This is a genomic window from Polaromonas sp. P1_F4, assembly GCF_056405675.1.
Genome location: NZ_JBFUBP010000003.1, coordinates 137,552 through 160,756 on the forward strand (window position 1 = coordinate 137,552; position 23,205 = coordinate 160,756).

The following is a 23,205-nucleotide window of genomic DNA, read 5'->3' on the forward strand; positions in this document are numbered from 1 at the left end:
GGCGCCATCAGAACGCTTGCGCCACGCAAATTTGAACTATAAACTGTACATTCATACAGTCATAAGTCAAGAAAAACAGGGAGGGCCCATGCGGCAGCACATCACCCGCTCCGGCGAGCGGGCCAACACGGTCTTTTTTCGCCTCAAAACGCTTCACTGGTTGTTGGCGGCCGCAGGCTTGCTGGCGCCAGCACTTCCTGCATTGTCGGCGTCCGCAGTTGCGCAGGCGCCACCGCTGATGCTCGCCAAGGTGTACCAACCCGGCGTCCCCCTTCAGGATTATTGGGTCAGTGAAAAATTCGACGGCGTGCGCGGCTACTGGGACGGAGAACAGCTGCTCACGCGCGGGGGTGAACGCATCGCCGCGCCGGCCTGGTTTACCGCAGGCTGGCCCAAAACACCCCTGGACGGCGAGCTGTGGGCTGGCCGCGGCCAGTTTGCCAGGGCGGTGTCTACCGTGCGCCAGCAAACCCCGGACGACGCTGCCTGGCGGGCCATACGCTTCATGGTGTTTGACCTGCCCGCGCAAGGCGGCCCGTTCAGCGAGCGCATCCCGGCCCTCAATGGCGTGGTGAGCCGCATCGACCAGCCCTGGGTGCAGGCCGTGGCGCAATCGAAGGTGGCAAGCCACGCCGCCTTGCAGGCGTTACTGGCCACCACCGTGAAGCGCGGCGGCGAAGGCCTGATGCTGCACCGCGGTACGTCTTTCTACAAAGGCGCACGCAACGACGACCTGCTCAAGGTCAAGACCCATGAAGACACCGAAGCCCGCGTGGTGGCGCATGTTCCCGGCAAGGGAAAGTACGCCGGCATGCTGGGCGCGCTGCTGGTGGAAATGCCCGGCGCTGACGGCAAGCCGGGGCGGCGCTTCAAGCTGGGAACCGGGCTCAGCGATGAACAGCGCCAGACTCCACCGCCTGTGGGCAGCACCGTCACCTACCGGTTTCGCGGGCTCAACGACAGCGGCCTTCCCCGGTTTGCCAGCTTCATGCGGGTACGGGAAGACCAGCTGCTTTAAAAGGTGGGCCCGCAAATCGGCGCACCGCCGGAGACCAACGTGAGCTGGCCTCGCGCCCGCTGCATGCAACAGGAAAATAGCCTGTAGTGCTTGTCAGTCTTGCGCCACCAGCTGCAAAAAGAATAGCAAACGCCCCGGGGAGGCGGTTTTATTTTTTCTGGCTCGCCAGCAGGCCCAGACCCGTGTAGCCCAGACTGGCAATGACGAAGAACCAGCCAACCCACTTGAGGAAGGACGATCCGCCGGCTTCCTGCGCGAACCCCACCTGGCTCGGGTCGCCGGGCATGTAGTAGATGTTTACCGGCCTGCCCGCCGCGAAATCCTTCAGCACGGCCTCAGGGAACGAGCGCTTGATCGTCATGGCTTGCCCGGTGTCGGTGCGGAATTTGAGTTCCGCCGTGTAGGTGGTGTGTCCCTTTTGGGAAAAGCTCTTGTATTCCTTGATCGGCTCGACCACGGCCGTCTTGCCGCTGGCCATGAGCAGCCGCAACTCGCTGTCCCCGCTGGCCTGCACGCGCAGGAACACTGCGCCGACGATGACGCCGAGCACCCCGAAGAGAATCGTCTTGAACATGCCGCCTCCCAGTAAATATGGGAGGGACTATAGCAAACGAAAGTACCTGTTTATTCCAGCCTAGCGTTTGACGCAGTCCGCGTAGTAGCGCGTCTTGCCCTTGGCATCCACCTGTTCCACAAGACCGTGGATGTCTGTTTCAAAGCCTGGGCACTGGGCGTTGAACTCGCGCGAGAACTTCAGGTAGTCCACGATTTTCCGGTTGAACACCTCACCCGGAATCAAAAGCGGAATGCCTGGCGGATACGGCGTAACCAGGCCCACGGTGATGCGGCCTTCCAGGTGGTCGATTTCAACCCGTTCCGTCGTGCGGTGGGCAATGTGGGCATAGGCGTCGCTGGGTTTCATGGCGGGTGCCAGGTCGCTCAGATAGACCTCTGTGGTCAGGCGAGCGATGTCGTACTTGGCGTACAGCGTGTGGATGTGCTGGCACAAATCGGCCAGGCCCATGCGCTCGTACTTGGGGTACTTTTGGCAGAACTCGGGCAGGATGCGCCACATCGGCTGGTTCTTGTCGTAGTCGTCCTTGAACTGCTGCAGCGCCGTCAGCAGCGTGTTCCAGCGGCCCTTGGTGATGCCGATGGTGAACATGATGAAGAAGCTGTAGAGGCCGGTTTTTTCGACAATCACGCCGTGTTCGGCCAGGAACTTGGTCACGATGCTGGCCGGGATGCCGGTTTTGGCGAACTTGCCGTTCAGGTCGAGGCCGGGCGTGACGATGGTGGACTTGATCGGGTCCAGCATGTTGAAGCCGGTGGCCATCTGGCCGAAGCCGTGCCAGTTGTTGGCGCCGTTTTTGGCCGTCTTGGCGCTGCGGGATTCACCCTTGATGATCCAGTCCTGCGACTCGCCGATGCCCTCTTCGACCAGCTTGTCCGGCCCCCAGACCTTGAACCACCAGTCGGTGCCGTATTCCTCGTCGATCTTGCGCATGGCACGGCGGAAGTCCAGCGCTTCGGCAATGCTTTCCTCAACCAGTGCCGTGCCGCCGGGAGGCTCCATCATGGCGGCGGCCACGTCGCAGCTGGCGATGATGCTGTATTGCGGCGAGGTTGACGTGTGCATCAGATAGGCCTCGTTGAAGAGGTGCCTGTCGAGTTTGGTGTTCTGCGAATCCTGCACCAGCACGTGACTGGCCTGGCTGATGCCTGCCAACAGCTTATGGATGGACTGCGTGGCGTACACCACTGCATTCTTCGGCCGGATGCGGCTTTTGCCCATGGCGTGATAGCTGCCGTAGAACGGGTGGAAGGCTGCGTGCGGCAGCCAGGCTTCGTCAAAGTGCAGGTTGTCGATGTAGCCGTCCAGCATGCCCTTGATGGTTTCGGTGTTGTAGAGCACGCCGTCGTAGGTGGACTGCGTCAGCGTCAGCACACGCGGCTTGACCTTGCTGCTGTCCACGCCCTTGAGCAGCGGGTTGGCGTCGATCTTGGCGCGGATGGCTTCCGGTTCAAACTCGCTCTGTGGAATCGGCCCGATGATGCCGAAATGGTTGCGCGTCGGCTTCAGGAACACCGGAATCGCACCCGTCATGATGATGGAATGAAGGATGGACTTGTGGCAGTTGCGGTCAACGACCACCACGTCACCGGGCGCCACTGTGTGGTGCCACACCATCTTGTTGCTGGTGGAGGTGCCGTTGGTCACGAAGAAGCAGTGGTCGGCATTGAAGATGCGCGCGGCGTTGCGCTCGCTGGCGCCAATGGCGCCATCGTGGTCCAGCAACTGGCCGAGCTCTTCCACCGCGTTGCAGACGTCGGCGCGCAGCATGTTCTCGCCAAAAAACTGGTGGAACATCTGGCCCACGGGACTTTTCAGGAAAGCAACACCGCCCGAATGGCCCGGGCAGTGCCATGAATAGGAACCGTCTTCGGCATAGTCGAGCAGTGCCTTGAAAAACGGCGGCTGCACGCCTTCCAGGTAGCTCTTGGCCTCCCGCAGGATGTGGCGCGCCACGAACTCGGGCGTGTCCTCGAACATGTGGATGAATCCGTGCAGTTCGCGCAGGATGTCATTGGGGATGTGGCGCGAGGTCTTGGTTTCGCCATAGACGTAAATCGGCACATCCAGGTTCTTGCGGCGTACTTCCTCAATAAAGGTGCGCAGGTTGAGCACGGCCGGGTCGAGGTCGGGGCCTGGTGAAAACTCTTCGTCATCAATCGACAAAATGAAGGCGCTGGCCCGGCTTTGCTGCTGGGCGAACTGCGAGAGGTCGCCGTAACTGGTCACACCCAGGACTTCGAAGCCTTCAGTTTCAATGGCTTGCGCCAGCGCACGGATACCCAGACCGGAGGTGTTCTCGGAGCGGAAGTCTTCGTCAATGATGACGATGGGAAAGCGGAATTTCATGGCTTGGGCTGGAGTTCATGGTCGCCCTGAACCTGTCGGAGGGCATGGGAAACGCTCAAAGGGCATAGACAGGTTGAGCCCGGGCGGTGAGAGGAAGCTTTTTCCAAGCAGCGAAGTGTAAGGACATATTGTTGCGCTACGCTTGTCTTGGGGTCTAATTGCCCCAAAATGTAGCGGATGACCGACAAAAGGAGGATGCATGAGTGAATCGACTATCTGGTGGCTGCTGGCGGGGGCCGCAGTGGCGGTGGAGCTGGCCACGGGAACGTTTTACCTGCTGATGGTGGCTTTGGGCATTGCAGCGGCTGCCATTGCCGCGCATATGGGCGCCTCGACGTCCATGCAGCTCATTGCAGCGGCCGTCGTGGGCTCGGCCACCGTGAGCATTTGCCATTTTGTCCGCAGCCGCGGGCCCAGGGAATTGCCGGCAGGCACCAACCCGGACGTCAACATGGACGTCGGCGAAACCGTGCAGGTGGACGCCTGGCAGGCGGACGGCACGGCGCAGGTCCGCTACCGCGGCGCGCAATGGGCTGTGGTTCAGGCGGAAGGCGGAACGCCCTCCGCTGGAACCCACCGCATCCGGGAAGTCATTGGCAGCAAACTAATCGTAGAAAAAACCTGAGGGAGTCAGCATGTCGTCTTATGTAGCACTGATCATTTTTATCGTCGCGATGATCTTCGTCATCCGCGCCATCAAGGTCGTACCCCAGCAGAACGCCTGGGTGAAGGAGCGCCTGGGGAAATATGCGGGAACATTGACCCCCGGCCTGAACTGGCTGATTCCCTTTGTCGATCGCGTCGCCTACAAGCACAGCCTGAAAGAAATCCCGCTCGACGTCCCCAGCCAGGTTTGTATTACCCGCGACAACACGCAGCTGCAGGTCGACGGCATCCTGTACTTCCAGGTCACCGACCCGATGCGGGCCAGCTACGGCTCATCCAACTACATCGTGGCTGTCACGCAGCTGGCGCAGACCTCCCTGCGTTCCGTGATCGGCAAGCTCGAACTCGACAAGACCTTTGAAGAACGCGACATCATCAATGCGCAGGTGGTTGCCGCCATTGACGAGGCCGCCCTGAACTGGGGTGTGAAGGTGCTGCGCTATGAGATCAAGGACTTGACGCCGCCCAAGGAAATCCTGCACGCCATGCAGTCGCAAATCACCGCCGAGCGGGAAAAACGCGCGCTGATCGCCGCCTCTGAAGGCCGCCGCCAGGAGCAGATCAATATTGCCACCGGTGAGCGCGAGGCATTCATTGCCCGCTCCGAAGGGGAAAAGCTGGCCGCCATCAACAACGCCCAGGGCGAAGCCGCCGCCATCATGGCTGTGGCCGATGCCAACGCCAAAGCCATTGAACTGGTGGCTGCCGCCATCCGCCAACCTGGCGGTGAACAAGCCGTGCAGCTCAAGGTCGCGCAACAGGCGGTAGAGGCCTACTCGAAGGTGGCGAAGGACGCCAAAACGACATTGGTCGTGCCCAGCAACATGACTGAAGTCGGTGCGCTCATCAGCTCGGCCATGAAAATGGTGCAGGCCAACAAGGCGTAACGACAGGTTTTCGCAGGCAAGACCATGAGCGCAAAAAACGTACTGGGCACGGATTTGGTGCCCTGCTCCTATGACCCGCTGACCGGCTACTTTCGCGACGGTTGCTGCAACACGGATGAGTCGGATGCAGGGTCCCACCTGATATGCGTTCGCGTCACGCGTGAATTTCTGGCTTTTTCCGCCAGCCGCGGCAACGATCTTTCCACACCGCAGCCTGCGTACCGCTTTGCGGGCCTTCAGCCGAATGACCGCTGGTGCCTGTGTGCCAACCGGTGGCGTGAAGCGCTGGAGGCCGGCTTTGCGCCGCCTGTCTTGCTGGAGTCGACGCACAGCAAGGCGCTGGAATTCGTCTCCCTGGCCCAGCTGGAAAAGCACCGGTTCCAGGGCGCACTCCACTGAGCCTGTTGCGCGTCGGGTGCAATTTCTGCCTCCGTCTGTTCGCAGCACTGCTATAATCGAAGGCTTCGCGGAAGGGTGGATGAGCGGTTTAAGTCACACGCCTGGAAAGCGTGCGTAGGGTTAAACCTACCGCGGGTTCGAATCCCGCCTCTTCCGCCAAACAGTCTCGTCGCCGTGAGTTTCCACACGGTGGCAAAAACTCCTAAAAGCCCAGCTTGCTGGGCTTTTTTGTGCCCACTCCACTTTTCGGCGCCTCACTTCCGGTCTTCCCGGGTTTTTCCGGGCAAAAAAAAGCCACCTTACGGTGGCTTTTTTCTTGCGGTGAACGATTAGTTCAGGGCAGACTTCTTGCCGTCTTTGTAGACGTACAGGGTGATGGCGGGGTTCTTCAGTTCGCCATTGGGTTCAAAAGCGATCGTGGTGGTCACGCCCTTGAAGTTGGTTTTAATCAGCTCAGGGGTGTAAACCTTTGGATCCCAGGATCCAGCGCGTTTCATGGCGTCGACCAGAACGAAGGTAGCGTCGTAGGTGTACGGGCTGTAGACCTGGAACTGCTTCGGATACTTGGCTTCGTAGCGCTTCATCCAGGCTTCGCCGCCTGGCATTTTGGCCAGCGATGCGCCGCCTTCAGCACAAACCACGTTGCCGATGGTCTTGGCGCCTGCGGTCAGCTTGGCAAGTTCTGCGGTGCAGATGCCGTCGCCGCCGAAGTACTTGACGTTACCCATGCCGAGTTGTTCCATCTGGCGCAGCATTGGGCCGCCTTGTGGGTCCATGCCTCCGAAGAAGATCGCGTCAGGTGCTTTGGCCTTGATGGCGGTCAGGATGGCCATGAAGTCGGTGGCCTTGTCGGTGGTGAACTGCTCGTCAACCACGGTCATGCCTTTTGCCAGGGCCGTTTTCTTGAACACTTCAGCAACGCCTTGGCCGTAAGCGGTACGGTCGTCAATGATGGCGACTTTCTTCAGCTTCAGCGTGTCGGCAGCATAGAAAGCCAGGCCAGCGCCCAGGGCGTTGTCATTGGCAATGATGCGGTAGGTGGTTTTGTAGCCTGGCTTGGTCAGGTTGGGGTTGGTTGCAGCGCCCGTGACGTGGGGGATACCGCAATCGTTGTAGACCTTGGAGGCAGGAATGGTGGTTCCGGAATTCAGGTGGCCGACCACGCCAGCGACTTTGGAGTCGCACAGCTTTTGTGCGGCAGCCGTGCCCTGTTTTGGATCAGCGGCGTCATCTTCAGCAACAATTTCAAACTTGACCTTCTTGCCGCCGATGACCACGTTTTGTGCGTTCAGGTCTTCGATGGCCATGCGCACGCCGTTTTCATTGTCTTTGCCGTAATGGGCTTGCGAGCCGGACAGCGGCGCCACGTGACCGATCTTGATCACTGCGTCTTGGGCAGAGGCAAAACCCGCTACTGCAGCGAGAGCAGCCACTACTGTCAGTTTTAATTTCATTTGCATAAAAAACACTCCGATTAGGAAATTACCGTTAAAGGTTGAGAACAATTTTTTTACTCAACGGGGCCGAACATAACGCAATTTCCGGGCCCGCACCATAGCAACGTCCCTAGGTTAAATTCCGATAAGGGGGTTTACCCGGGGAGCAGATTGCCTTATGTGAACTTGTGTTTCAAGGGTTGGGCACAGCGAAAAAGCATCTGTGCAGACAGCCGCTCGCGCATCCTATGCATCCCTGTTTGGCGGTGCCGCTTCGGGCTTCAAAGCCTGGCTCACAGATTGACGGACAACATCCTCAATTTCTTCGCGCAGACGTGGGACCAGGGTTTGCGTGTGCTCCAGGATAAGTTGCCCTACGACCTCCCGCAAACGCCGCTCAAGGACCAGGTTCACCCGCTGCAGCACGCGTTGCACCATCTGCTCCTGAAGCTCTGCAGAAGCGATGGGTGGGGCCACAGGCAAACCAGTCCTGGCCGTTTCTGGCGGCGCAGCCGGCATCGGCATTGGCGCAGGCATGGGCCGCACGACTTCCGTCAGCGTCGGCACAAACCGCGGCGGTGCGGGCGGACGGCTCATGCGCCCTCCCCGGCCGTCGCAAGGTCATGGCGTTTCATGGCATAGCCCCTGTCGGTGTAGTGCTTCCACCGGCTTCGCGCTGCAAGACGGTCATCGTCGGCCTGCGCCACGACTTCGATAAAACGTTCGAAGCGTTCAAAGTCGGCGGGGATGCCATGTCCCAGATTGACCAGCACGCCGTAATGCGGGCAAGCCTTGAGCGACTCGGCCAGCACCACCGGCGTTGCCGCCAATGTACTTTCGGGGGCGCCTGCACGGCAATGCGGCACAAATTCCGCAGGTGAAAAACTCCAGATCAACTGGTCCAGTTCCGCCAGCACCGCCGCGTCCCCCGTCACCACAACGCTGGCGCCGCTCAGGTAGGCCTTGCGAAGTAACCGGCAGCTATAGGCCAGCTTGTCCGGCACATTGAAGTGAAAGGCGATTTCGGTCATGCCCGGGTTTTGGATGCGGGTTTGCGCCTGGAGACTGTTTTGGTTTTTTTGCCCGATGCTTGAGCCGAAGTCCCTGCCCTGGCAGGCACCACCTGGTCCAGCAGGTAGTCCAGCAGCAGCGGCACCGGCCTGCCGGTCGCACCTTTGGCGGCTCCGCCTTTCCAGGCCGTACCGGCAATGTCCAGGTGCGCCCACGGGAAACTGGCCGTAAACCGCTGCAGGAACTTGGCCGCGGTCACCGCACCTGCGGCACGTCCCGCCACATTGGCGACATCTGCAAAATTGGTCTTGAGCCCTTCCGCATACTCGTCATCCAGCGGCATCCTCCAGCACAGGTCCAGGGATGATTCGCCTGCCGCCGACAAGGCCCCTGCCAAGGTGTCATCGCTGGAGAAAAGCCCGCTGCGCACGCCGCCCAGGGCAATCACGCAGGCACCAGTCAGCGTCGCGATATCCACCACAGCCCGGGGTTTGAAGCGCTCAGCGTAGGTCAATGCGTCGCAGAGCACCAGCCGCCCTTCGGCGTCGGTGTTCAGAATCTCAATGGTCTGCCCGCTCATGCTGGTCACCACATCGCCGGGCTTGATGGCGCGGCTGCCCGGCATGTTTTCGCAGGCCGGAATCAGGCCTACCACATTGAGCGCCGGCCGCAGCTCTGCCAGCGCCCGGAAGGTGCCCAGAACGCTGGCGGCACCGCACATGTCGAACTTCATCTCGTCCATTTCGGCCGCGGGCTTGATGGAGATACCGCCCGTGTCAAAGGTGATGCCTTTGCCAACGAGCACGACGGGCGCCTCGGCCTTGGCCGCCCCCTCATAGCGCAGCACGATAAAGCGCAACGGCTCGGCCGAACCCTGCGCCACGGCCATGAAGGAGCCCATGCCGAGTTTGGCGACCTCTTTGGGCCCCAGCACTTCTACCTTGATGCCGCGCAGCTTGCCCAGTTCCCTGGCAGCGCCGGCAAGAAGCGTCGGTGTCGCGTGGTTGGCCGGGCGGTTCGCCCACTCCTTGGCAAATTCAATGCCCTTGATCAGCGCTGCGCCCTTGTCAATGCCGGGGCGCGCTATCTGGGCACTTGCGGCGTCATTCACGGCAACCACCACCCGCTGCAACCTGCCGGGGCCGGCTTTTGCGGTCTTGGCGGCTTTGGACTTGGTGGTAGCGTAGGTATAGGTAGCATCACCGCAAGCGACCACGGCCGCGCGCACGGCTTCAGCTCGCAGATGGCCCACGGCACCGAAGCAAATGGTCAGGTGCTGCACGTTCGCAGCCTTCAGGGCGCCCAGGCCGGCACTGACGGCGGTACGAACATTTTTGGCACTGGCATCCCCGACGCCCGCCAGTACGACCCGCCTGGCAGTGATGCCGGGAGCGCGGTACGTGCTCAGGAGCTTGCCCGGCTTGGCCTCAAAGTCCCCCGACTTGATCGCCAGCGATGCGAGCACCGAAAGCGGGTCATTGCCGGAGCCCGGATTCTGGGGTACGAGAATCAGCAGCGCATCGGTTTTTTCGCTGCAAATACGGATGGGTGTCAGTGTTTTGAGTTCAAAGTCCATAATTCAGGGTCTGGTAAATAAACCAAAGTAAAACAAAAATAAAACGAAGCCAAGGCAGATATTCAGTCAATGTTATTCCAATCCACGATTCGCAAAGAGCTGGCGCGCAGTTTTGGGGCCACGCTGGTGGTCCTGGTCACCATCGTGATGACCATTGTTCTGATCCGCACCCTGGGCCAGGCATCGCGCGGTTTCATCAATCCGCAGGACGTCATGTTGTTCATGGCCTACTCGGCGCTGGGACGCCTGCCGACAATCCTCACACTGTCGCTGTTTATTGCGATGGTCAGTACCTTGTCGCGCATGTACCGCGACAGCGAAATGGTGGTGTGGTTCACCAGCGGTCAGGGCCTGGCGGGTTTTCTGCGGCCGCTTTTCCGTTTTGCATGGCCCGTCCTGCTGGTCATCACGCTGATGGCTCTTTTTGTCTGGCCCTGGACCAACCAGCAAACCAAAGACATGCAAAGCCGGTATGAGCAGCGCGGCGACCTCGACCGCATTGCCCCTGGCCAGTTCCAGGAATCCTCCAGCGGCAACCGGGTTTTCTTCATCGACCGCGACCTGGCGGGCGAGCGCTCCAGTAACAACGTCTTTATCGCTGCGACCGAAAAAGGCAAGAGTTCCATCACCACGGCCCGCTCGGGCCGCATCGAGGCCAGAGGTGACGCGCAGTTCCTCATGCTCGAAAACGGCCAGCGACTGGAAAACGTGATCGGGCAATCAGCGCTCAAAATCAGCGACTTCGAAGAATACGGTACCAAAACCGGTGATAACAACCCCCTGACCGAAAACGCACCGGAAGCCAAACTGCTTTCCACCCGCTCCTTGGTCAAGGCACCGACCCGCGGCAATCTCAGCGAGCTGGCATGGCGGCTGGGGCTGGCGCTGGCATCCATCAACTTTGTTGTGCTGGCGGTGGCCCTGGCCAGCGTGAACCCGCGCGGCGGGCGCAGCGGCAACATGATTTTTGTGCTGCTGACGTTTGTGGTCTACAACAACCTGGTCAACCTCGGGCAAAGCTGGATTTTTGTGGGCCTCATCAGTTTCAGCAACTTCCTGCTGGCGCTGCATGGCGGCGTCCTGCTGCTGGCCCTGGCCTGGCTGTCCAAGCGCCAGTTCAACTGGACGCTGCGGCCCGCCCGGCGCATCAACCGTACGCCGCTGGCTGTACGCGACAGCGAAAGCCACGCATGAAAACCATACGCCGCCTGATCTACGGTGAAGTACTCGCAGCCATCGCCCTGGTGGCGCTCGGCTTTCTGGCCCTGTTCTTCTTTTTTGACCTGGTCGATGAACTGCAATATCTCGGCAAGAGCAGCGGCATCAACGCAGCCGATGTCTACCAGATCAGGCATGCATTGCTATATGTAGGTCTGCTGATTCCCAATCATTTGTACGAGCTGCTGCCGATCTCCGTACTGATAGGCACCATCTTTGTGATGGCCCGGCTGGCACAGAGCTCCGAATACACCATCCTGCGCACCAGCGGACTCGGCCCCTGGCGCGCTCTGAAGTTGCTGCTGGTCCTGGGGGCGCTGTTCGTGGTGTTCAGTTTCGCCGTGGGCGACTATGTGGCGCCTGCCAGCGAACGGGCCGCGCAGCTGCTCAAGGCGCGCTACCAGAACAAGATCACCATCGGCCAGACCGGTGCATGGTTGAAGGAAAAGCAGGCCTACAACACCTTTGTGGTCAATGTGAGGGCGCTCACCCCCGACAACGAAATGCAGAATGTGCAGATTTTCGAGTTCAACAACAAGGGATTGATCGTCTCCACCACACAGGCGCCGCTGGCAGCGTTCACCGCCGGCGATGCCTGGGAATTGAACCAGGCCACGCGCGCAGAGTTTGATGTTCCTGCCGGCGCCAGCAGCGCCGCCAAACCCGCGGGCGGCGCCAAGGTCAGCCGCGCGGTGCTAAAGAGCTTTCGCTGGCCTACCGAAATCAGCGCGGAAATGGTGTCGGTGGCGCTGCTCAAGCCTGAGCGCATGGGCACCATCGACCTGTTCAATTACGTCCGTCACCTGGACGCCAATGGGCAGACCGCGCAACGCTATGAAATAGAGTTCTGGAAAAAAGTCTTTTACCCGCTCAGCTGCCTGGTGATGGTGATTCTGGCGCTGCCTTTTGCCTACCTTCACTTTCGCTCCGGCGGCATTGCCGGCTACGTGTTCGCCGGTGTGATGATCGGCATCAGCTTCTTCCTGCTCAACAACGTGTTCGGCTATATCGGCAACCTGCGAAACTGGCAGCCCTGGCTTGCGGCTGCCACGCCAGGCCTGCTTTATATGGCCGTCTCGCTGGGCGCGTTTGGCTGGCTGGTGCTCAGGCGTTAACGGACGCTACCGTTCATGACGCCCCTGGCCCATACGCCGCGCGGCATTATCCTGCTTGCCCATGGCTCGCGCGACCCGCAGTGGCGCGACCCCATTGAGGCGGTTGCCGCGCAAGTCCGTCTCCGCGAGCCCGGCACCCCTGTCAGTTGCGCCTACCTGGAGCTTTGCCCTCCTTCGTTGCCTGAATCTGCTACAAATTTAATAGCTGCTGGCGCACGCCATATAAGGGTGTTTCCGCTTTTCTTTGGTATAGGCAAGCACGCCCGGGAAGACTTGCCGCTGCTGGTCGAGCGCGTCAGATTGGCGCATCCGGGCGTAGAAGTCGAGCTTTTGCCTGCAGCCGGGGAATACCGCGAATTGACCGCACTTATGGCCAGCATTGCCTTGTCATAGCCGTGGAGGCATGGCGCATCGGTACGGCAGCTGGGCTCCTCTTTAGCATAAAACAGGCATAATAAAATCAATAATTAGCCTCAATTCGATATGAACCTTCACCAATTCCGCTTCGTCCAGGAGGCCATCCGGCGCAACCTGAACCTGACAGAGACCGCCAAGGCCCTGCACACCTCGCAGCCCGGCGTATCCAAGGCCATCATCGAGCTTGAGGAGGAACTGGGCGTCGAAATCTTTGCACGGCACGGCAAACGCCTCAAGCGTGTGACGGAACCCGGGGAACACGTCCTCAAAAGCATTGAACTCATCATGCGCGAGGTCGGTAACCTGCGCCGCATTGGCGAGCAGTTTTCTGCCCAGGACAGCGGCACCCTCTCCATTGCCACCACCCATACGCAAGCCCGTTATGTGCTCCCGCAGCCCGTCGCCAAGCTGCGTGAAGCCTTTCCCAAAGTCAATGTCAGCCTGCACCAGGGCTCGCCCGACCAGGTGGCGCGCATGGTGCTTGATGAGGTGGCCGAAATCGGCATTGCGACCGAATCATTGACGCAGTACGAAGACTTGGTGACCCTGCCCTGCTACGAATGGCAGCACATGCTGGTCATTCCTGTCGACCATCCGTTGGCCAAAAAAGACAACATCACGCTGGAAGACCTGGCGCAAGAACCGCTGATCACTTACCACCCGTCTTTCACCGGCCGTACCAAGATCGACCTGGCGTTTGCCGCCAAGCGCCTGCAGCCGCGCATCGCGCTGGAAGCCATCGACTCCGACGTCATCAAGACTTATGTGCGCCTGGGACTGGGCGTGGGCATCGTCGCAGAAATGGCTATCAAGGAAGACGGCACCAACAGCGACCTGATCGCCATCGCGGCCGGCCCGCTGTTCGGTATCAACGTCGCCCGCGTGGCCTTCAAGCGCAGCGCCTACCTGCGCAATTTCGTCTATAAATTCGCCGAACTGCTCAGCGACAAGCTGGACCGCGCCCTGATCACCAAGGCCATGGCCGGCCGTGTCAATGACTATGAGGTTTGACTCCCCCCCGTGGCGGGCTTCGCCCGCCTCCCCCTCAAGGGGGCGCCAGCTGCAGCCCGGCGAAGCCGGTTCCGCGCTGACTGCTTGATGAAGAAAAATCACCTTATCTAGCCCTTGCCATGACCACCATCCTCGAACGCACCCCCAAGCTCAAAACCAAGCTGCCCGCTGTCGGCACCACGATCTTCACGGTGATGTCCACGCTGGCCGCTGAAAAAGGCGCTGTCAACCTGGGCCAGGGCTTTCCTGATTTTGAGTGTGACCCGCAGCTGGTCAATGCCGTCACCGACGCGATGACAAAAGGCCTGAACCAGTACCCGCCCATGACGGGCGTTCCGGCGCTGCGCGAAGCCATTTCGGCCAAGGTGGCCAAACTTTACGGCCACCGCTACGACGCCAACAGCGAGATCACCATCACCGCCGGCGCCACGCAGGCCATCATCACGGCCATCCTGGCTGTCGTTCACCCCGGCGACGAGGTCATCGTGCTGGAGCCCTGCTACGACAGCTACGTGCCCAACATCGAGCTGGCCGGTGGCGTCGTGGTGCGCGTTCCCCTCACGCCCGGTACCTTCCGGCCCGACTTCGACAAAATTTCCGCAGCGATCACATCCAGGACACGGGCGATCATCGTCAACTCGCCGCACAACCCGAGCGCCACGGTATGGACCGAGGCCGACATGCTCATGCTGCAGGACATCCTGGCACCCACTGACGTCCTGCTGATCAGCGACGAGGTCTATGAGCACATGGTGTTCGATGCGGCCCAGGGACGCATCCATCAAAGCGCCGCACGTTTTCCGGGCCTTGCCGCGCGTGCGTTCATCGTCAGCAGCTTCGGCAAGACTTACCACGTCACCGGCTGGAAGGTCGGCTACGTGGCCGCACCCGCAGCACTGACCACCGAGTTCCGCAAGGTGCACCAGTTCAACGTGTTCACCGTGAATACCCCTGTGCAATACGGGCTTGCCGCGTACATGGCCGATGCGCAGCCTTACCTGGACCTGCCGGCCTTCTACCAGCGCAAGCGCGACCTGTTTCGCGAAGGCCTTGCCAAAACCCGCTTCAAACTGTTGCCCAGCGAAGGCAGCTACTTCCAGTGCGTGGACATCTCCGGCGTGAGCGACCTGGACGAAGCCGGGTTCTGCAAGTGGCTGACCACCGAAATCGGCGTGGCGGCGATTCCCCTGTCGGCGTTTTACGGCAATGGCTTTGACCAGCGTGTGGTGCGGTTCTGTTTTGCCAAAAAAGACGAAACATTGAACACGGCGCTGCAGCGCCTGGCCAAGTTGTAAGCGCGGCAGGTCTCGCGTGTAAGCCAAGGCTGTCAGTATTTGCCGACGGCTTGACAGGCGTTCATCCTGCTTGTTTGCGCCCCGCATCGGGAAAGAATCACTTCACATAACAAGGAGTGCTTCAAATGTCCCTATCCCTCATTCTGCTGATCGTTCTTATTCTTATCCTGGTCGGCGCTTTGCCTACCTGGGGCCACAGCCGCAGCTGGGGTTACGGGCCCAGCGGAGGTGTCGGCCTGGTGGTGCTGATCCTGGTGATCCTGCTGCTGATGGGACGCATCTAGTCAGCACCTTCCGTTGGTGATTCACCAGGAAAAATGGCCTTGCGTTGCAAGGCCATTTTTTTGCACTCTCATCTCACAAGCCTGAGTCAACTATTTAGTTGCTGCCAAGCCTTGTCTAGTCGCTTAACGCTGACCGGCTGCGGTGTGCGCAGCTCCTGCGCAAAAAAGCTCACACGAAGCTCTTCCAGCAGCCAGCGGAATTCCTGCATGCGCGCATCCACCGCGCCTTTTCGCTCAGCCACGAGCCGCCAGTAACGCTGCTCCTGCGGCCGCAATTCGGCCATCCGCGCGGCATCACGTGCCGGGTCGGCGCGCCATTTTTCCAGCCGCAACGTGATGGCCTTGAGGTAGCGTGAGAAGTGCTGCAGTTGCCCATAAGGTGTGGCCGTCAGAAAGCGTTTGGGTACCAGACGCTGCAGTTGCTGGGCGGCATCTGCCGCGGCTTCAGCGGCATTTTTGGTGTCCTTGATCTTGCGTTGGGCCACGGCGAATTCGGTCAGGATGCCGGCTGCAAGCCGGGCCACCTCGCTGGCAATCAGCGTCAGGCGCCCTCGCCCATCGTCGATGCGTTTTTTGAACTCGGCTTCGTGCGTCGGCAATGGGTCCAGCAAAAACGCGCGGTCCAGCGCCACTTCGATGATCTGCTCGCGCAATTCCTCCAGCGTACCGCCGCCGGAGTTGTCGGCGGCGCGGCCCACCAGCATGTAGCTGGTGGCCATCTTCTGCAGCTCCGGCAGGTTCTTTTCCAGGTACTTCAGCGCATCCTTGATTTGCAGGGAGAACAGCCGGCGCAAGCCGGCGCGGTGCTTCGCGGCCGCCACGTCGGGTTCGTCAAAAACCTCGATCGTCACTGCGTCGCCCAAATCAATGAGCGCCGGAAACCCGATCAGCGTCTGGGCGCCCTTGCGGATTTCCATCAGCTCCGGCAACTCGCCAAAGCTCCAGCTGGTGTAGCGCTCCGGCGCTTTCGCCGCTATCTTTTCAGGAGCTGCTTGCGCTCGTCCTGATTGGGCTGCAGGCCGATTTGATGCTGAATTTTCGGAAAAAACGGGCTTTTCGGAACCAGATTCGGGTGCTTTTGCCAGGTTTTTGAGTCCCGCCAGCGCCTGGAAGGCACCCCGTGCCTGCGAGCCCAATTCGCCCTTGAGTGCGCCCAGGTTACGGCCCGCACCCAGCTGGCGGCCATGTTCGTCGACCACACGGAAGTTCATGAACAGGTGCGGCGGCAGCATATCCAGCTTCATGTCATTGCGCTTGACGTCCAGCGAAGTCGCGTCGCGCACCAGCTTGAGCACCGCGTCGGTCAGCGAGCCGCTGCCGAACACCTCGGGTTGCAGCAACTGCTCCGTCATGCGGGCAGCGGTGTCGGGCAACGGCACCAGCCGCGAGCGCGGGCGCTGATGCAGTGTCTTGATCAGCGCCTGCACCTTGTCCTTGAGCATGCCGGGCACCAGCCACTCGCAGCGCTCTTCGTTGACCTGGTTCAGTGCGAACAGCGGCACGTCCACCGTCACGCCATCGCGCGCGTCGCCGGGTTCGTGCAGGTAAGTGACCAAACAATCCACGCCACCCATTCGCAGTGTCTTGGGAAACGACTGCGTGGTAATGCCCGCAGCCTCATGCCGCATCAATTCTTCGCGCGTCAAGAGCAGGAGCTGCGGCTGCTTTTTGACTTCCTCCTTGTACCAATGTTCGCAACTTGCACCACTGTGTACGCCAGCCGGAAGTTGCTGGTCATAAAAAGCGTAGATCAGTTCCTCGTCCACCAGCACGTCCTGGCGTCTGGCTTTGTGCTCAAGGTCCTGCACCTGCTGGATCAGCTTCAGATTCGCCGCAAGGAAAGGCAGCTTGGTCTCCCAGTTGCCGGCCACCAGCGCCTCGCGGATGAAAATTTCGCGCGCCGTGACCGGGTCGACACGGCCGAAGTTGACGCGCCGGCCGTTGTACACCACCAGGCCGTAGAGCGTGGCACGCTCCAGTGCTGTCACCTGCGCAGCCTTTTTCTCCCAGTGCGGGTCCAGCAGCTGTTTGCTGAGCAAATGGCCGGCCACCTGCTCTATCCAGGCCGGGTCGATGTTGGCAATGCCGCGGCCGAAAAGGCGTGTGGTTTCCACCAGCTCGGCCACCACAATCCAGCGGCCCGGCTTTTTGCTCAGGCGTGCGCCCGGGTGGCGGTAGAACTTGATCCCGCGCGCACCCAGGTACCAGTCTTCCTCGTCGCTCTTGCAGCCGATGTTGCCCAACAGACCGCAAAGCATGGACAAGTGCAACTGCTCATAGCTGGCAGGCTTGTCATTCAGCACCCATTTCTGCTCTCCAACGACCGTGTGGAGCTGGGAATGGATGTCGCGCCACTCGCGCACGCGGCGGATATTGACGTAGTTCTCGCGCAGCAGGTTCTCGTACTGGCGATTGGAGAGTTTGTGGTCGGTGCCGTGGCCGCCCCGCGCATCGCCCAGCCATTTCCACAGCTTCAGGTAGCCGCTGAACTCGCTCTTCTCGTCATCGAACTTGGCGTGCTGCTGGTCGGCCTGGGCCTGTTTGTCCATGGGGCGGTCGCGCACGTCCTGCACGCTGAGCGCACTGGCAATCACCAGTACCTCGTCCAGCGCGTTGCGGTCCTTGGCTTCCAGAATCATGCGGCCCACGCGCGGGTCCAGCGGCAGCTTGGCCAGCGTGCGCCCCACGGGCGTGAGCTCGTTGTCCTCGTCCACCGCGCCCAGTTCGGCCAGCAACTGGTAGCCATCGGCAATCGCGCGGCGCTGCGGTGGCTCGATGAAGGCAAACTCTTCCACATTGCCCAGGTGCAGCGCCTTCATGCGCAAAATCACCGAAGCCAGCGAACTGCGCAGGATTTCAGGGTCGGTAAAAGGCTGGCGGCCCTGGAAGTCCTTCTCGTCATACAGTCGTATGCAGATACCGTCGGCCACGCGGCCGCAGCGGCCGGCACGCTGGTTGGCGGCAGCCTGCGACACCGGCTCCACCATCAGCTGCTCAACTTTGTTGCGAAAGCTGTAACGCTTGACGCGCGCCGTGCCCGCATCAACTACGTAGCGAATGCCCGGAACAGTCAGCGAGGTTTCGGCCACGTTGGTGGCCAGCACGATGCGCCGGCCGCTGTGGCCGTCAAAAATGCGGTCCTGTTCGGCCTGGCTCAGGCGGGCAAACAGCGGCAGCACCTCGGCGTTGCGCGTCAGCGGCTGGTGCGCCAGGTGCTTGCGCAGGTGGTCGGCCGCCTCGCGAATTTCTCGCTCGCCGGGCAAAAACACCAGGATGTCGCCCGCGCTGTGCGGGCTCAGCCAGAGTTCGTCGACGGCGTCGGCAATCGCGTCGTTCAGGTCATGCTCACGCGACTCCTCAAACGGCCGGTAGCGCTGTTCGACGGGAAACATGCGGCCCGACACCATGATCACCGGCGCAGGGCCTTTGCTGGACGCGAAATAATCCGCGAAGCGCTGCGCATCAATCGTCGCCGAGGTAATCACCACTTTCAGATCGGGCCGGCGCGGCAGCAGCTGGCGCAGGTAGCCCAGCAGAAAATCGATGTTCAGGCTGCGCTCATGGGCCTCGTCAATGATGATCGTGTCATAGGCCTTGAGCAGCGGGTCGGTCTGCGTCTCGGCCAGCAAAATGCCGTCGGTCATCAGCTTGACGGAGGCGTCGCGGCTCAGCCGGTCCTGGAAGCGCACCTTGTAGCCCACCACATCGCCCAGCGGCGTCTTCAGCTCCTCCGCGATGCGCTTTGCCACGCTGGACGCGGCAATACGGCGCGGCTGGGTATGGCCGATGAGCCGGCCCTGTCCGGCGGGGTAGTTGAGCTTGCCGCGCCCCATGGCCAGCGCAATCTTGGGCAACTGCGTGGTCTTGCCCGAGCCGGTCTCGCCACAGACGATGATGACCTGATGGGCCGCCATGGCGGCGGTGATTTCGTCGCGTTTGCCCGAAACGGGCAGCGACTCTGGAAAGGTAATGGCGAGGGGAGACAAGGATGGAAGCGAAGAAAAAGGCAAGCAGAGCAGGATAAAAGCGGCAGCAGCGCTGCCAGAGCGCTCAATTATCGGGTGTTCCAGCCCGCAGCGGACCGGCTATGGTTATGGCATCGCGATCAGGCCGCCAGCACGGGCAGGTCGACGGCTTCCCCGCTGGTCTCGTCAAACCACGCAATGCGGCTTGGGTAGCTGAGCGCTATGCGCGACATGCCCCGCCCTGTGCTCACCGCCGAAGAGGCGCGTGCGTCGGACTTGGAGACCCTGAGCACGCCAAGGCCGACTTCAGCGACCCAGCGCGTCTGCTGGTTCCCTACCAGATCGCCTTCGAGCGTGGTGTTGAGCACTACCGACCTGGCCAGGGCCGACTGAACCCTGCGCGCCAGGTGGATCAGCTGGCCGCTGTCATGGCAATTGCGCATCAGCAGCAAAAACCCGTTCTCTTCGAGGCGTCCCATTTCCACACCAGCGGGCACGGTGCGCCGCAGCCGGCCGGCGCACACAAACAGCGCGTGGTTCACAGCCGCGTGGCCGTAAAGCTTTTCCAGCACATAAAGATTGGCGACCGACACCACAATCACGCCCAACGGCACCGGCTCATCGCGGTATCGCCTGAAGGTTGCCTCCAGCATGTTGCCGGTTTCGCTGTGGGAGCGCATGCGCGTGACCGGGTCGTAGCTGGGGCCATGTGCCATGGCCCGGTTCAGCTCGATCAGGTAGGAATAACGGATCCACAGCACAGCCGCCATGGTGGCCAGGTAACACGTGCCGGCGACAGCGGTCACCGCGTGCACCTGCCACGGCACGTGGGCACGGTCCATCGCCACCCAGCTCAACCCGGCAATGGCCACCAGCATGAAGGAGACGCCCGAGACAGCCACCCAGGCAAGCAGGTCCCCCCGAACGGCACTGCGAAGACTGAGCGCCATTGCCACCAGCCCCAGAAAACAGGCCACCGCCAGGCTCAGTGCCAGGGCGTGGCGCGGGCTCAATGCCCAGCCAACCGCGATATTCAGAAGAGCCAGGCTCGCCAGCCAGGTCAAGGCGCGCCTGGCCGAGTCCGGATTGCGCAGGATGCCAAGGATGGAAAACAGCAGGTAAGCCAGCAGCGCAGACACCACGCTGGCCACATGGGCCAGGAAACGGTCCAGAACATCGGCGTTCTCGATGGGCAATCCGCCCAGGAAGGCCACCACAAAAAAAGTCGAGGCGATTGCCGAGACAGCCGCATTGACGGCAATACGCCGCAAGGACCGGATATAGGCAAATGCCGAACCGGCCAGCATCAGGCTGGCTGACCCGAAATAGCAGCCCCAAAACCCGATCGCGTATTTGTCCATGAACCCTAACCATACCCCGCCGCCCCTCATTAAGCAAACCCCCAAATGAAGTACGCCGGCAAAAAGCGCACCCTCGCCAAAGCCGGCATTTGCATCCCTCAGGCCGGGCGGTGTCTCCCTTACACTCACTGGACTTTTTCCGTTTACCGGGGAAACAGCGCCCAGGGAGACCGCTTGCCTCTTTCGCGCCGTCCCGGCTGCCCTTGACCCGCCACAACCGATCCCGAAAGCGCGCCCATGTCTGCCGTCTTCAATTTCACTTTTGTGCCCTGGTTCCGCTCGGTCGCACCCTACATACATACCCACCGCGGTAAAACGTTCGTCGTAGGCATTGCCGGCGAAGCGATTGCGGCCGGCAAGCTCCAGCACATCGCCCAGGACCTGGCACTGATCCAGAGCATGGGCGTGAAGATCGTGCTGGTGCACGGCTTTCGCCCGCAGGTCAACGAGCAGCTCAAGGCCAAGGGACACGCCGCCAAATATTCGCACGGCATGCGTATCACGGACGAAGTCGCGCTCGACTGTGCCCAGGAAGCCGCCGGCCAGCTGCGCTACGAGATTGAGGCCGCCTTCAGCCAGGGCCTGCCCAACACCCCCATGGCCGGCTCCACGGTACGGGTGATTTCGGGCAATTTCATCACCGCGCGGCCGGTCGGCATCCTCGACGGTGTGGACTTCAAGCACTCGGGCCTGGTGCGCAAGGTGGACACCGCCGCCATCGGCCGTGTGCTGGATTTCGGCGCCATGGTGCTGCTCTCGCCCTTTGGCTTCTCACCCACCGGCGAAGCCTTTAACCTGACCATGGAAGAAGTCGCCACTTCGGTGGCCATCGCCATGCAGGCCGACAAGCTGATTTTCCTGAGCGAAATTCCCGGCATACGCATCCACCACGACCAGCCCGAAAGCGAAGACAACCCCATCGACACCGAGCTGCCGCTGGCCGCCGCCGAAAAACTGCTGGCCACCCTGCCCAACGGGGAACGCCCCACCGACACCGCGTTTTACCTGCAGCACTGCGTCAAGGCCTGCAAGGCCGGCGTGGAACGCAGCCACATCCTACCCTTTGCGGTGGACGGTGCGCTGCTGCTGGAAATCTATGTGCACGACGGCATCGGCACCATGGTGATCGATGAAAAGCTCGAAGAGCTTCGCGAAGCCACGGAAGACGACGTGGGCGGCATCCTGCAGCTGATCGAGCCTTTTGAAAACGACGGCACGCTGGTCAAACGCAGCCGCACCGAAATCGAGCGCGACGCCGCCAACTACAGCATCATCGAACACGACGGCGTGATCTTTGCCTGCGCGGCGCTCTACCCCTACCCCGAAGCCAAAACGGCAGAAATGGCGGCGCTCACCGTCTCGCCGCAAAGCCAGGGCCAGGGCGACGGTGAGAAAATCCTCAAACGCATCGAGCAGCGCGCCCGCGCGGCCGGCCTGCAAAGCATCTTTGTGCTGACCACCCGCACCATGCACTGGTTCATCAAGCGCGGTTTTGTGCAGGTAGACCCGGACTGGTTGCCCGAAGGCCGCAAGCGCAAATACAACTGGGACCGCAAGAGCCAGGTGCTGGTCAAGAAGTTGTCCTAGGGGCTTTCCCCTTGAACGGTTTTTCTTTAGCATCCGGTGACTCCTCCCATCCCATCTACACAGGAAACCCCAGCATGCTCCAGCTCCGCCCCAACTGCGAATGCTGCAACCGCGACCTGCCCGCCGAGTCGCCCGATGCCCGCATCTGCACCTTTGAATGCACGTTTTGTGTTGACTGCGTCACCACCAAGCTCAAAGGCGTCTGCCCCAACTGCGGCGGTGAATTTAGCGCACGGCCGCGCCGCCCGCCCCACATGCTGGCCAAATACCCACCTTCGAAAGAGCGTGTTTTTAAACCTCAGGGTTGCGGAGCCGCACCATGAACACCACCACCCTGCTGCTCTTTTCCATCGTGGCGCTGGTAGCCATCGCCACGCCCGGCCCCACCGTCCTGCTCGCGCTGGCCAATGGTTCACGCTACGGCGTGCGCCGCTCCGTGCCCGGCATGCTGGGTGCCGTGGTGTCAGACTTTGTACTGGTCGGCGCGGTCGCATTGGGTCTGGGTGCGCTGCTGGCGGCCTCCGAGTTCTGGTTCTCGGTGCTCAAGTGGGCCGGCGCGGTCTACCTGGCCTGGCTTGGCATTCGCCTGCTGCGCTCGCGCGGCGGATTTGAGATTCCCGCCGAAGGCAATGCCGGCACGCAGCACGGCGGCCGCGCAATTTTCATGAAGTCCTTCCTGGTGGCGGTGACCAACCCCAAGGGTTATCTCTTTTGCTCAGCCCTGCTCCCGCAGTTCATTGACCCGGCTGCTGCCCAGGCACCGCAATACCTCGCCATTTCGCTGGTATTCGCCGGCATCGATTTTTCCGTCATGTTCGGCTATGCCTTCATAGGTGCACGCGCCATACGCCTGCTCAAGGCCTCGGCCACACGCTGGATAGACCGCGCCTGCGGCGGCGCGCTGCTGGCGCTGGCGGGCTCGCTGGCGTTCTACCGGCGCGCGAACAGCTAGGGACGTGCCCGGGCTGCACGGCCCCGCTATGTGCGCTGGCGAACAGACTTTTCACAGCCTCCCTGCAAAACTCCCGGAGTCTTC

Annotated in this window: 21 protein-coding genes and 1 tRNA gene; 14 read left to right on the forward strand and 8 right to left on the reverse strand. The window is 61.2% G+C overall.

What is annotated here, in order from left to right; all coding sequences use genetic code 11:
* The first annotated feature begins 88 nt into the window (after positions 1–88).
* The gene (locus AC1DYQ_RS08200) at positions 89–1,018 is read left to right on the forward strand and encodes a DNA ligase (protein ID WP_477686381.1); all 930 of its coding nucleotides are present in this window, start codon (positions 89–91) and stop codon (positions 1,016–1,018) included.
* A gap of 148 nt (positions 1,019–1,166) precedes the next feature.
* Here AC1DYQ_RS08200 and AC1DYQ_RS08205 read toward each other — a convergent pair whose 3' ends face one another.
* Both AC1DYQ_RS08205 and AC1DYQ_RS08210 read right to left on the reverse strand, forming a co-directional pair.
* Complete coding sequence (locus AC1DYQ_RS08205; RefSeq protein ID WP_477686382.1) at positions 1,167–1,592, reverse strand: DUF3592 domain-containing protein; 426 nt, start codon at positions 1,590–1,592, stop codon at positions 1,167–1,169.
* Between the two features lie 60 nt (positions 1,593–1,652).
* Positions 1,653–3,941, reverse strand: a complete 2,289-nt coding sequence (locus AC1DYQ_RS08210) for an Orn/Lys/Arg family decarboxylase (protein WP_477686383.1) — start codon at positions 3,939–3,941, stop codon at positions 1,653–1,655.
* A 199-nt stretch (positions 3,942–4,140) separates the two neighbouring features.
* On the opposite strand from AC1DYQ_RS08210, the gene AC1DYQ_RS08215 reads away from it, so the two are divergent.
* The 4 genes from AC1DYQ_RS08215 (at position 4,141) to AC1DYQ_RS08230 (ending at position 6,052) form a co-directional block, all read left to right on the forward strand.
* Positions 4,141–4,566, forward strand: coding sequence for an NfeD family protein (locus AC1DYQ_RS08215; protein ID WP_477686384.1), 426 nt, complete (start codon positions 4,141–4,143; stop codon positions 4,564–4,566).
* Positions 4,567–4,576: 10 nt separating this feature from the next.
* Positions 4,577–5,494, forward strand: coding sequence for an SPFH domain-containing protein (locus AC1DYQ_RS08220; RefSeq protein WP_477686385.1), 918 nt, complete (start codon positions 4,577–4,579; stop codon positions 5,492–5,494).
* A gap of 24 nt (positions 5,495–5,518) precedes the next feature.
* Entirely contained in the window at positions 5,519–5,893 is a 375-nt protein-coding gene (locus tag AC1DYQ_RS08225) for a DUF2237 family protein (protein WP_477686386.1), read from the forward strand.
* A 69-nt stretch (positions 5,894–5,962) separates the two neighbouring features.
* Positions 5,963–6,052: transfer RNA gene (locus tag AC1DYQ_RS08230), tRNA-Ser, on the forward strand.
* Between the two features lie 170 nt (positions 6,053–6,222).
* Here AC1DYQ_RS08230 and AC1DYQ_RS08235 read toward each other — a convergent pair.
* The 4 genes from AC1DYQ_RS08235 to AC1DYQ_RS08250 form a co-directional block, all read right to left on the reverse strand.
* Positions 6,223–7,353 carry a branched-chain amino acid ABC transporter substrate-binding protein gene (locus AC1DYQ_RS08235; RefSeq protein WP_457282750.1) on the reverse strand — a complete coding sequence of 377 codons (1,131 nt, stop codon included), beginning with the start codon at positions 7,351–7,353 and terminating at the stop codon, positions 6,223–6,225.
* 222 nt (positions 7,354–7,575) lie between these two features.
* On the reverse strand, positions 7,576–7,926 hold the full coding sequence (locus AC1DYQ_RS08240) for a hypothetical protein (protein ID WP_477686387.1): 351 nt from the start codon (positions 7,924–7,926) through the stop codon (positions 7,576–7,578).
* A complete protein-coding gene (locus AC1DYQ_RS08245; protein ID WP_477686388.1) occupies positions 7,923–8,360 on the reverse strand; it encodes a DNA polymerase III subunit chi in 438 nt (145 codons plus the stop codon). Before AC1DYQ_RS08245 ends, AC1DYQ_RS08240 begins: the two co-directional genes overlap by 4 nt.
* The gene (locus AC1DYQ_RS08250) at positions 8,357–9,916 is read right to left on the reverse strand and encodes a leucyl aminopeptidase (protein ID WP_477686389.1); all 1,560 of its coding nucleotides are present in this window, start codon (positions 9,914–9,916) and stop codon (positions 8,357–8,359) included. Before AC1DYQ_RS08250 ends, AC1DYQ_RS08245 begins: the two co-directional genes overlap by 4 nt.
* Before the next feature lie 69 nt (positions 9,917–9,985).
* Here AC1DYQ_RS08250 and lptF point away from each other — a divergent pair, with 69 nt between their 5' ends.
* The 6 genes from lptF (at position 9,986) to AC1DYQ_RS08280 (ending at position 15,256) form a co-directional block, all read left to right on the forward strand.
* Positions 9,986–11,110: an LPS export ABC transporter permease LptF gene (gene lptF / locus AC1DYQ_RS08255; RefSeq protein ID WP_477686390.1), complete on the forward strand. Its 1,125-nt coding sequence runs from the start codon at positions 9,986–9,988 to the stop codon at positions 11,108–11,110.
* Complete coding sequence (lptG, locus tag AC1DYQ_RS08260) at positions 11,107–12,249, forward strand: LPS export ABC transporter permease LptG (protein WP_477686391.1); 1,143 nt, start codon at positions 11,107–11,109, stop codon at positions 12,247–12,249. The genes lptF and lptG overlap by 4 nt, the downstream gene beginning before the upstream one ends.
* A gap of 15 nt (positions 12,250–12,264) precedes the next feature.
* Positions 12,265–12,642 carry a sirohydrochlorin chelatase gene (locus tag AC1DYQ_RS08265; RefSeq protein ID WP_477686392.1) on the forward strand — a complete coding sequence of 126 codons (378 nt, stop codon included), beginning with the start codon at positions 12,265–12,267 and terminating at the stop codon, positions 12,640–12,642.
* A 90-nt stretch (positions 12,643–12,732) separates the two neighbouring features.
* Entirely contained in the window at positions 12,733–13,677 is a 945-nt protein-coding gene (locus tag AC1DYQ_RS08270; RefSeq protein ID WP_457282743.1) for a CysB family HTH-type transcriptional regulator, read from the forward strand.
* A 119-nt stretch (positions 13,678–13,796) separates the two neighbouring features.
* On the forward strand, positions 13,797–14,972 hold the full coding sequence (locus tag AC1DYQ_RS08275; RefSeq protein ID WP_477686393.1) for a pyridoxal phosphate-dependent aminotransferase: 1,176 nt from the start codon (positions 13,797–13,799) through the stop codon (positions 14,970–14,972).
* Between the two features lie 125 nt (positions 14,973–15,097).
* Complete coding sequence (locus tag AC1DYQ_RS08280) at positions 15,098–15,256, forward strand: DUF3309 family protein (protein ID WP_457282741.1); 159 nt, start codon at positions 15,098–15,100, stop codon at positions 15,254–15,256.
* An 86-nt stretch (positions 15,257–15,342) separates the two neighbouring features.
* Here AC1DYQ_RS08280 and hrpA read toward each other — a convergent pair whose 3' ends face one another.
* Positions 15,343–19,242 (reverse strand): ATP-dependent RNA helicase HrpA, encoded by a 3,900-nt coding sequence (gene hrpA / locus AC1DYQ_RS08285; protein ID WP_477686394.1) that lies wholly within the window; start codon positions 19,240–19,242, stop codon positions 15,343–15,345.
* 119 nt (positions 19,243–19,361) lie between these two features.
* Positions 19,362–20,582, reverse strand: coding sequence for a GGDEF domain-containing protein (locus tag AC1DYQ_RS08290; protein WP_477686395.1), 1,221 nt, complete (start codon positions 20,580–20,582; stop codon positions 19,362–19,364).
* Between the two features lie 237 nt (positions 20,583–20,819).
* Here AC1DYQ_RS08290 and argA point away from each other — a divergent pair, with 237 nt between their 5' ends.
* From argA to AC1DYQ_RS08305, 3 genes are all read left to right on the forward strand, one after another.
* Positions 20,820–22,169: an amino-acid N-acetyltransferase gene (gene argA / locus AC1DYQ_RS08295; RefSeq protein WP_457282738.1), complete on the forward strand. Its 1,350-nt coding sequence runs from the start codon at positions 20,820–20,822 to the stop codon at positions 22,167–22,169.
* Between the two features lie 74 nt (positions 22,170–22,243).
* A complete protein-coding gene (locus AC1DYQ_RS08300; RefSeq protein ID WP_477686396.1) occupies positions 22,244–22,492 on the forward strand; it encodes a DUF1272 domain-containing protein in 249 nt (82 codons plus the stop codon).
* On the forward strand, positions 22,489–23,121 hold the full coding sequence (locus AC1DYQ_RS08305) for a LysE family translocator (RefSeq protein ID WP_477686397.1): 633 nt from the start codon (positions 22,489–22,491) through the stop codon (positions 23,119–23,121). The genes AC1DYQ_RS08300 and AC1DYQ_RS08305 overlap by 4 nt, the downstream gene beginning before the upstream one ends.
* Positions 23,122–23,205 lie beyond the last annotated feature (84 nt).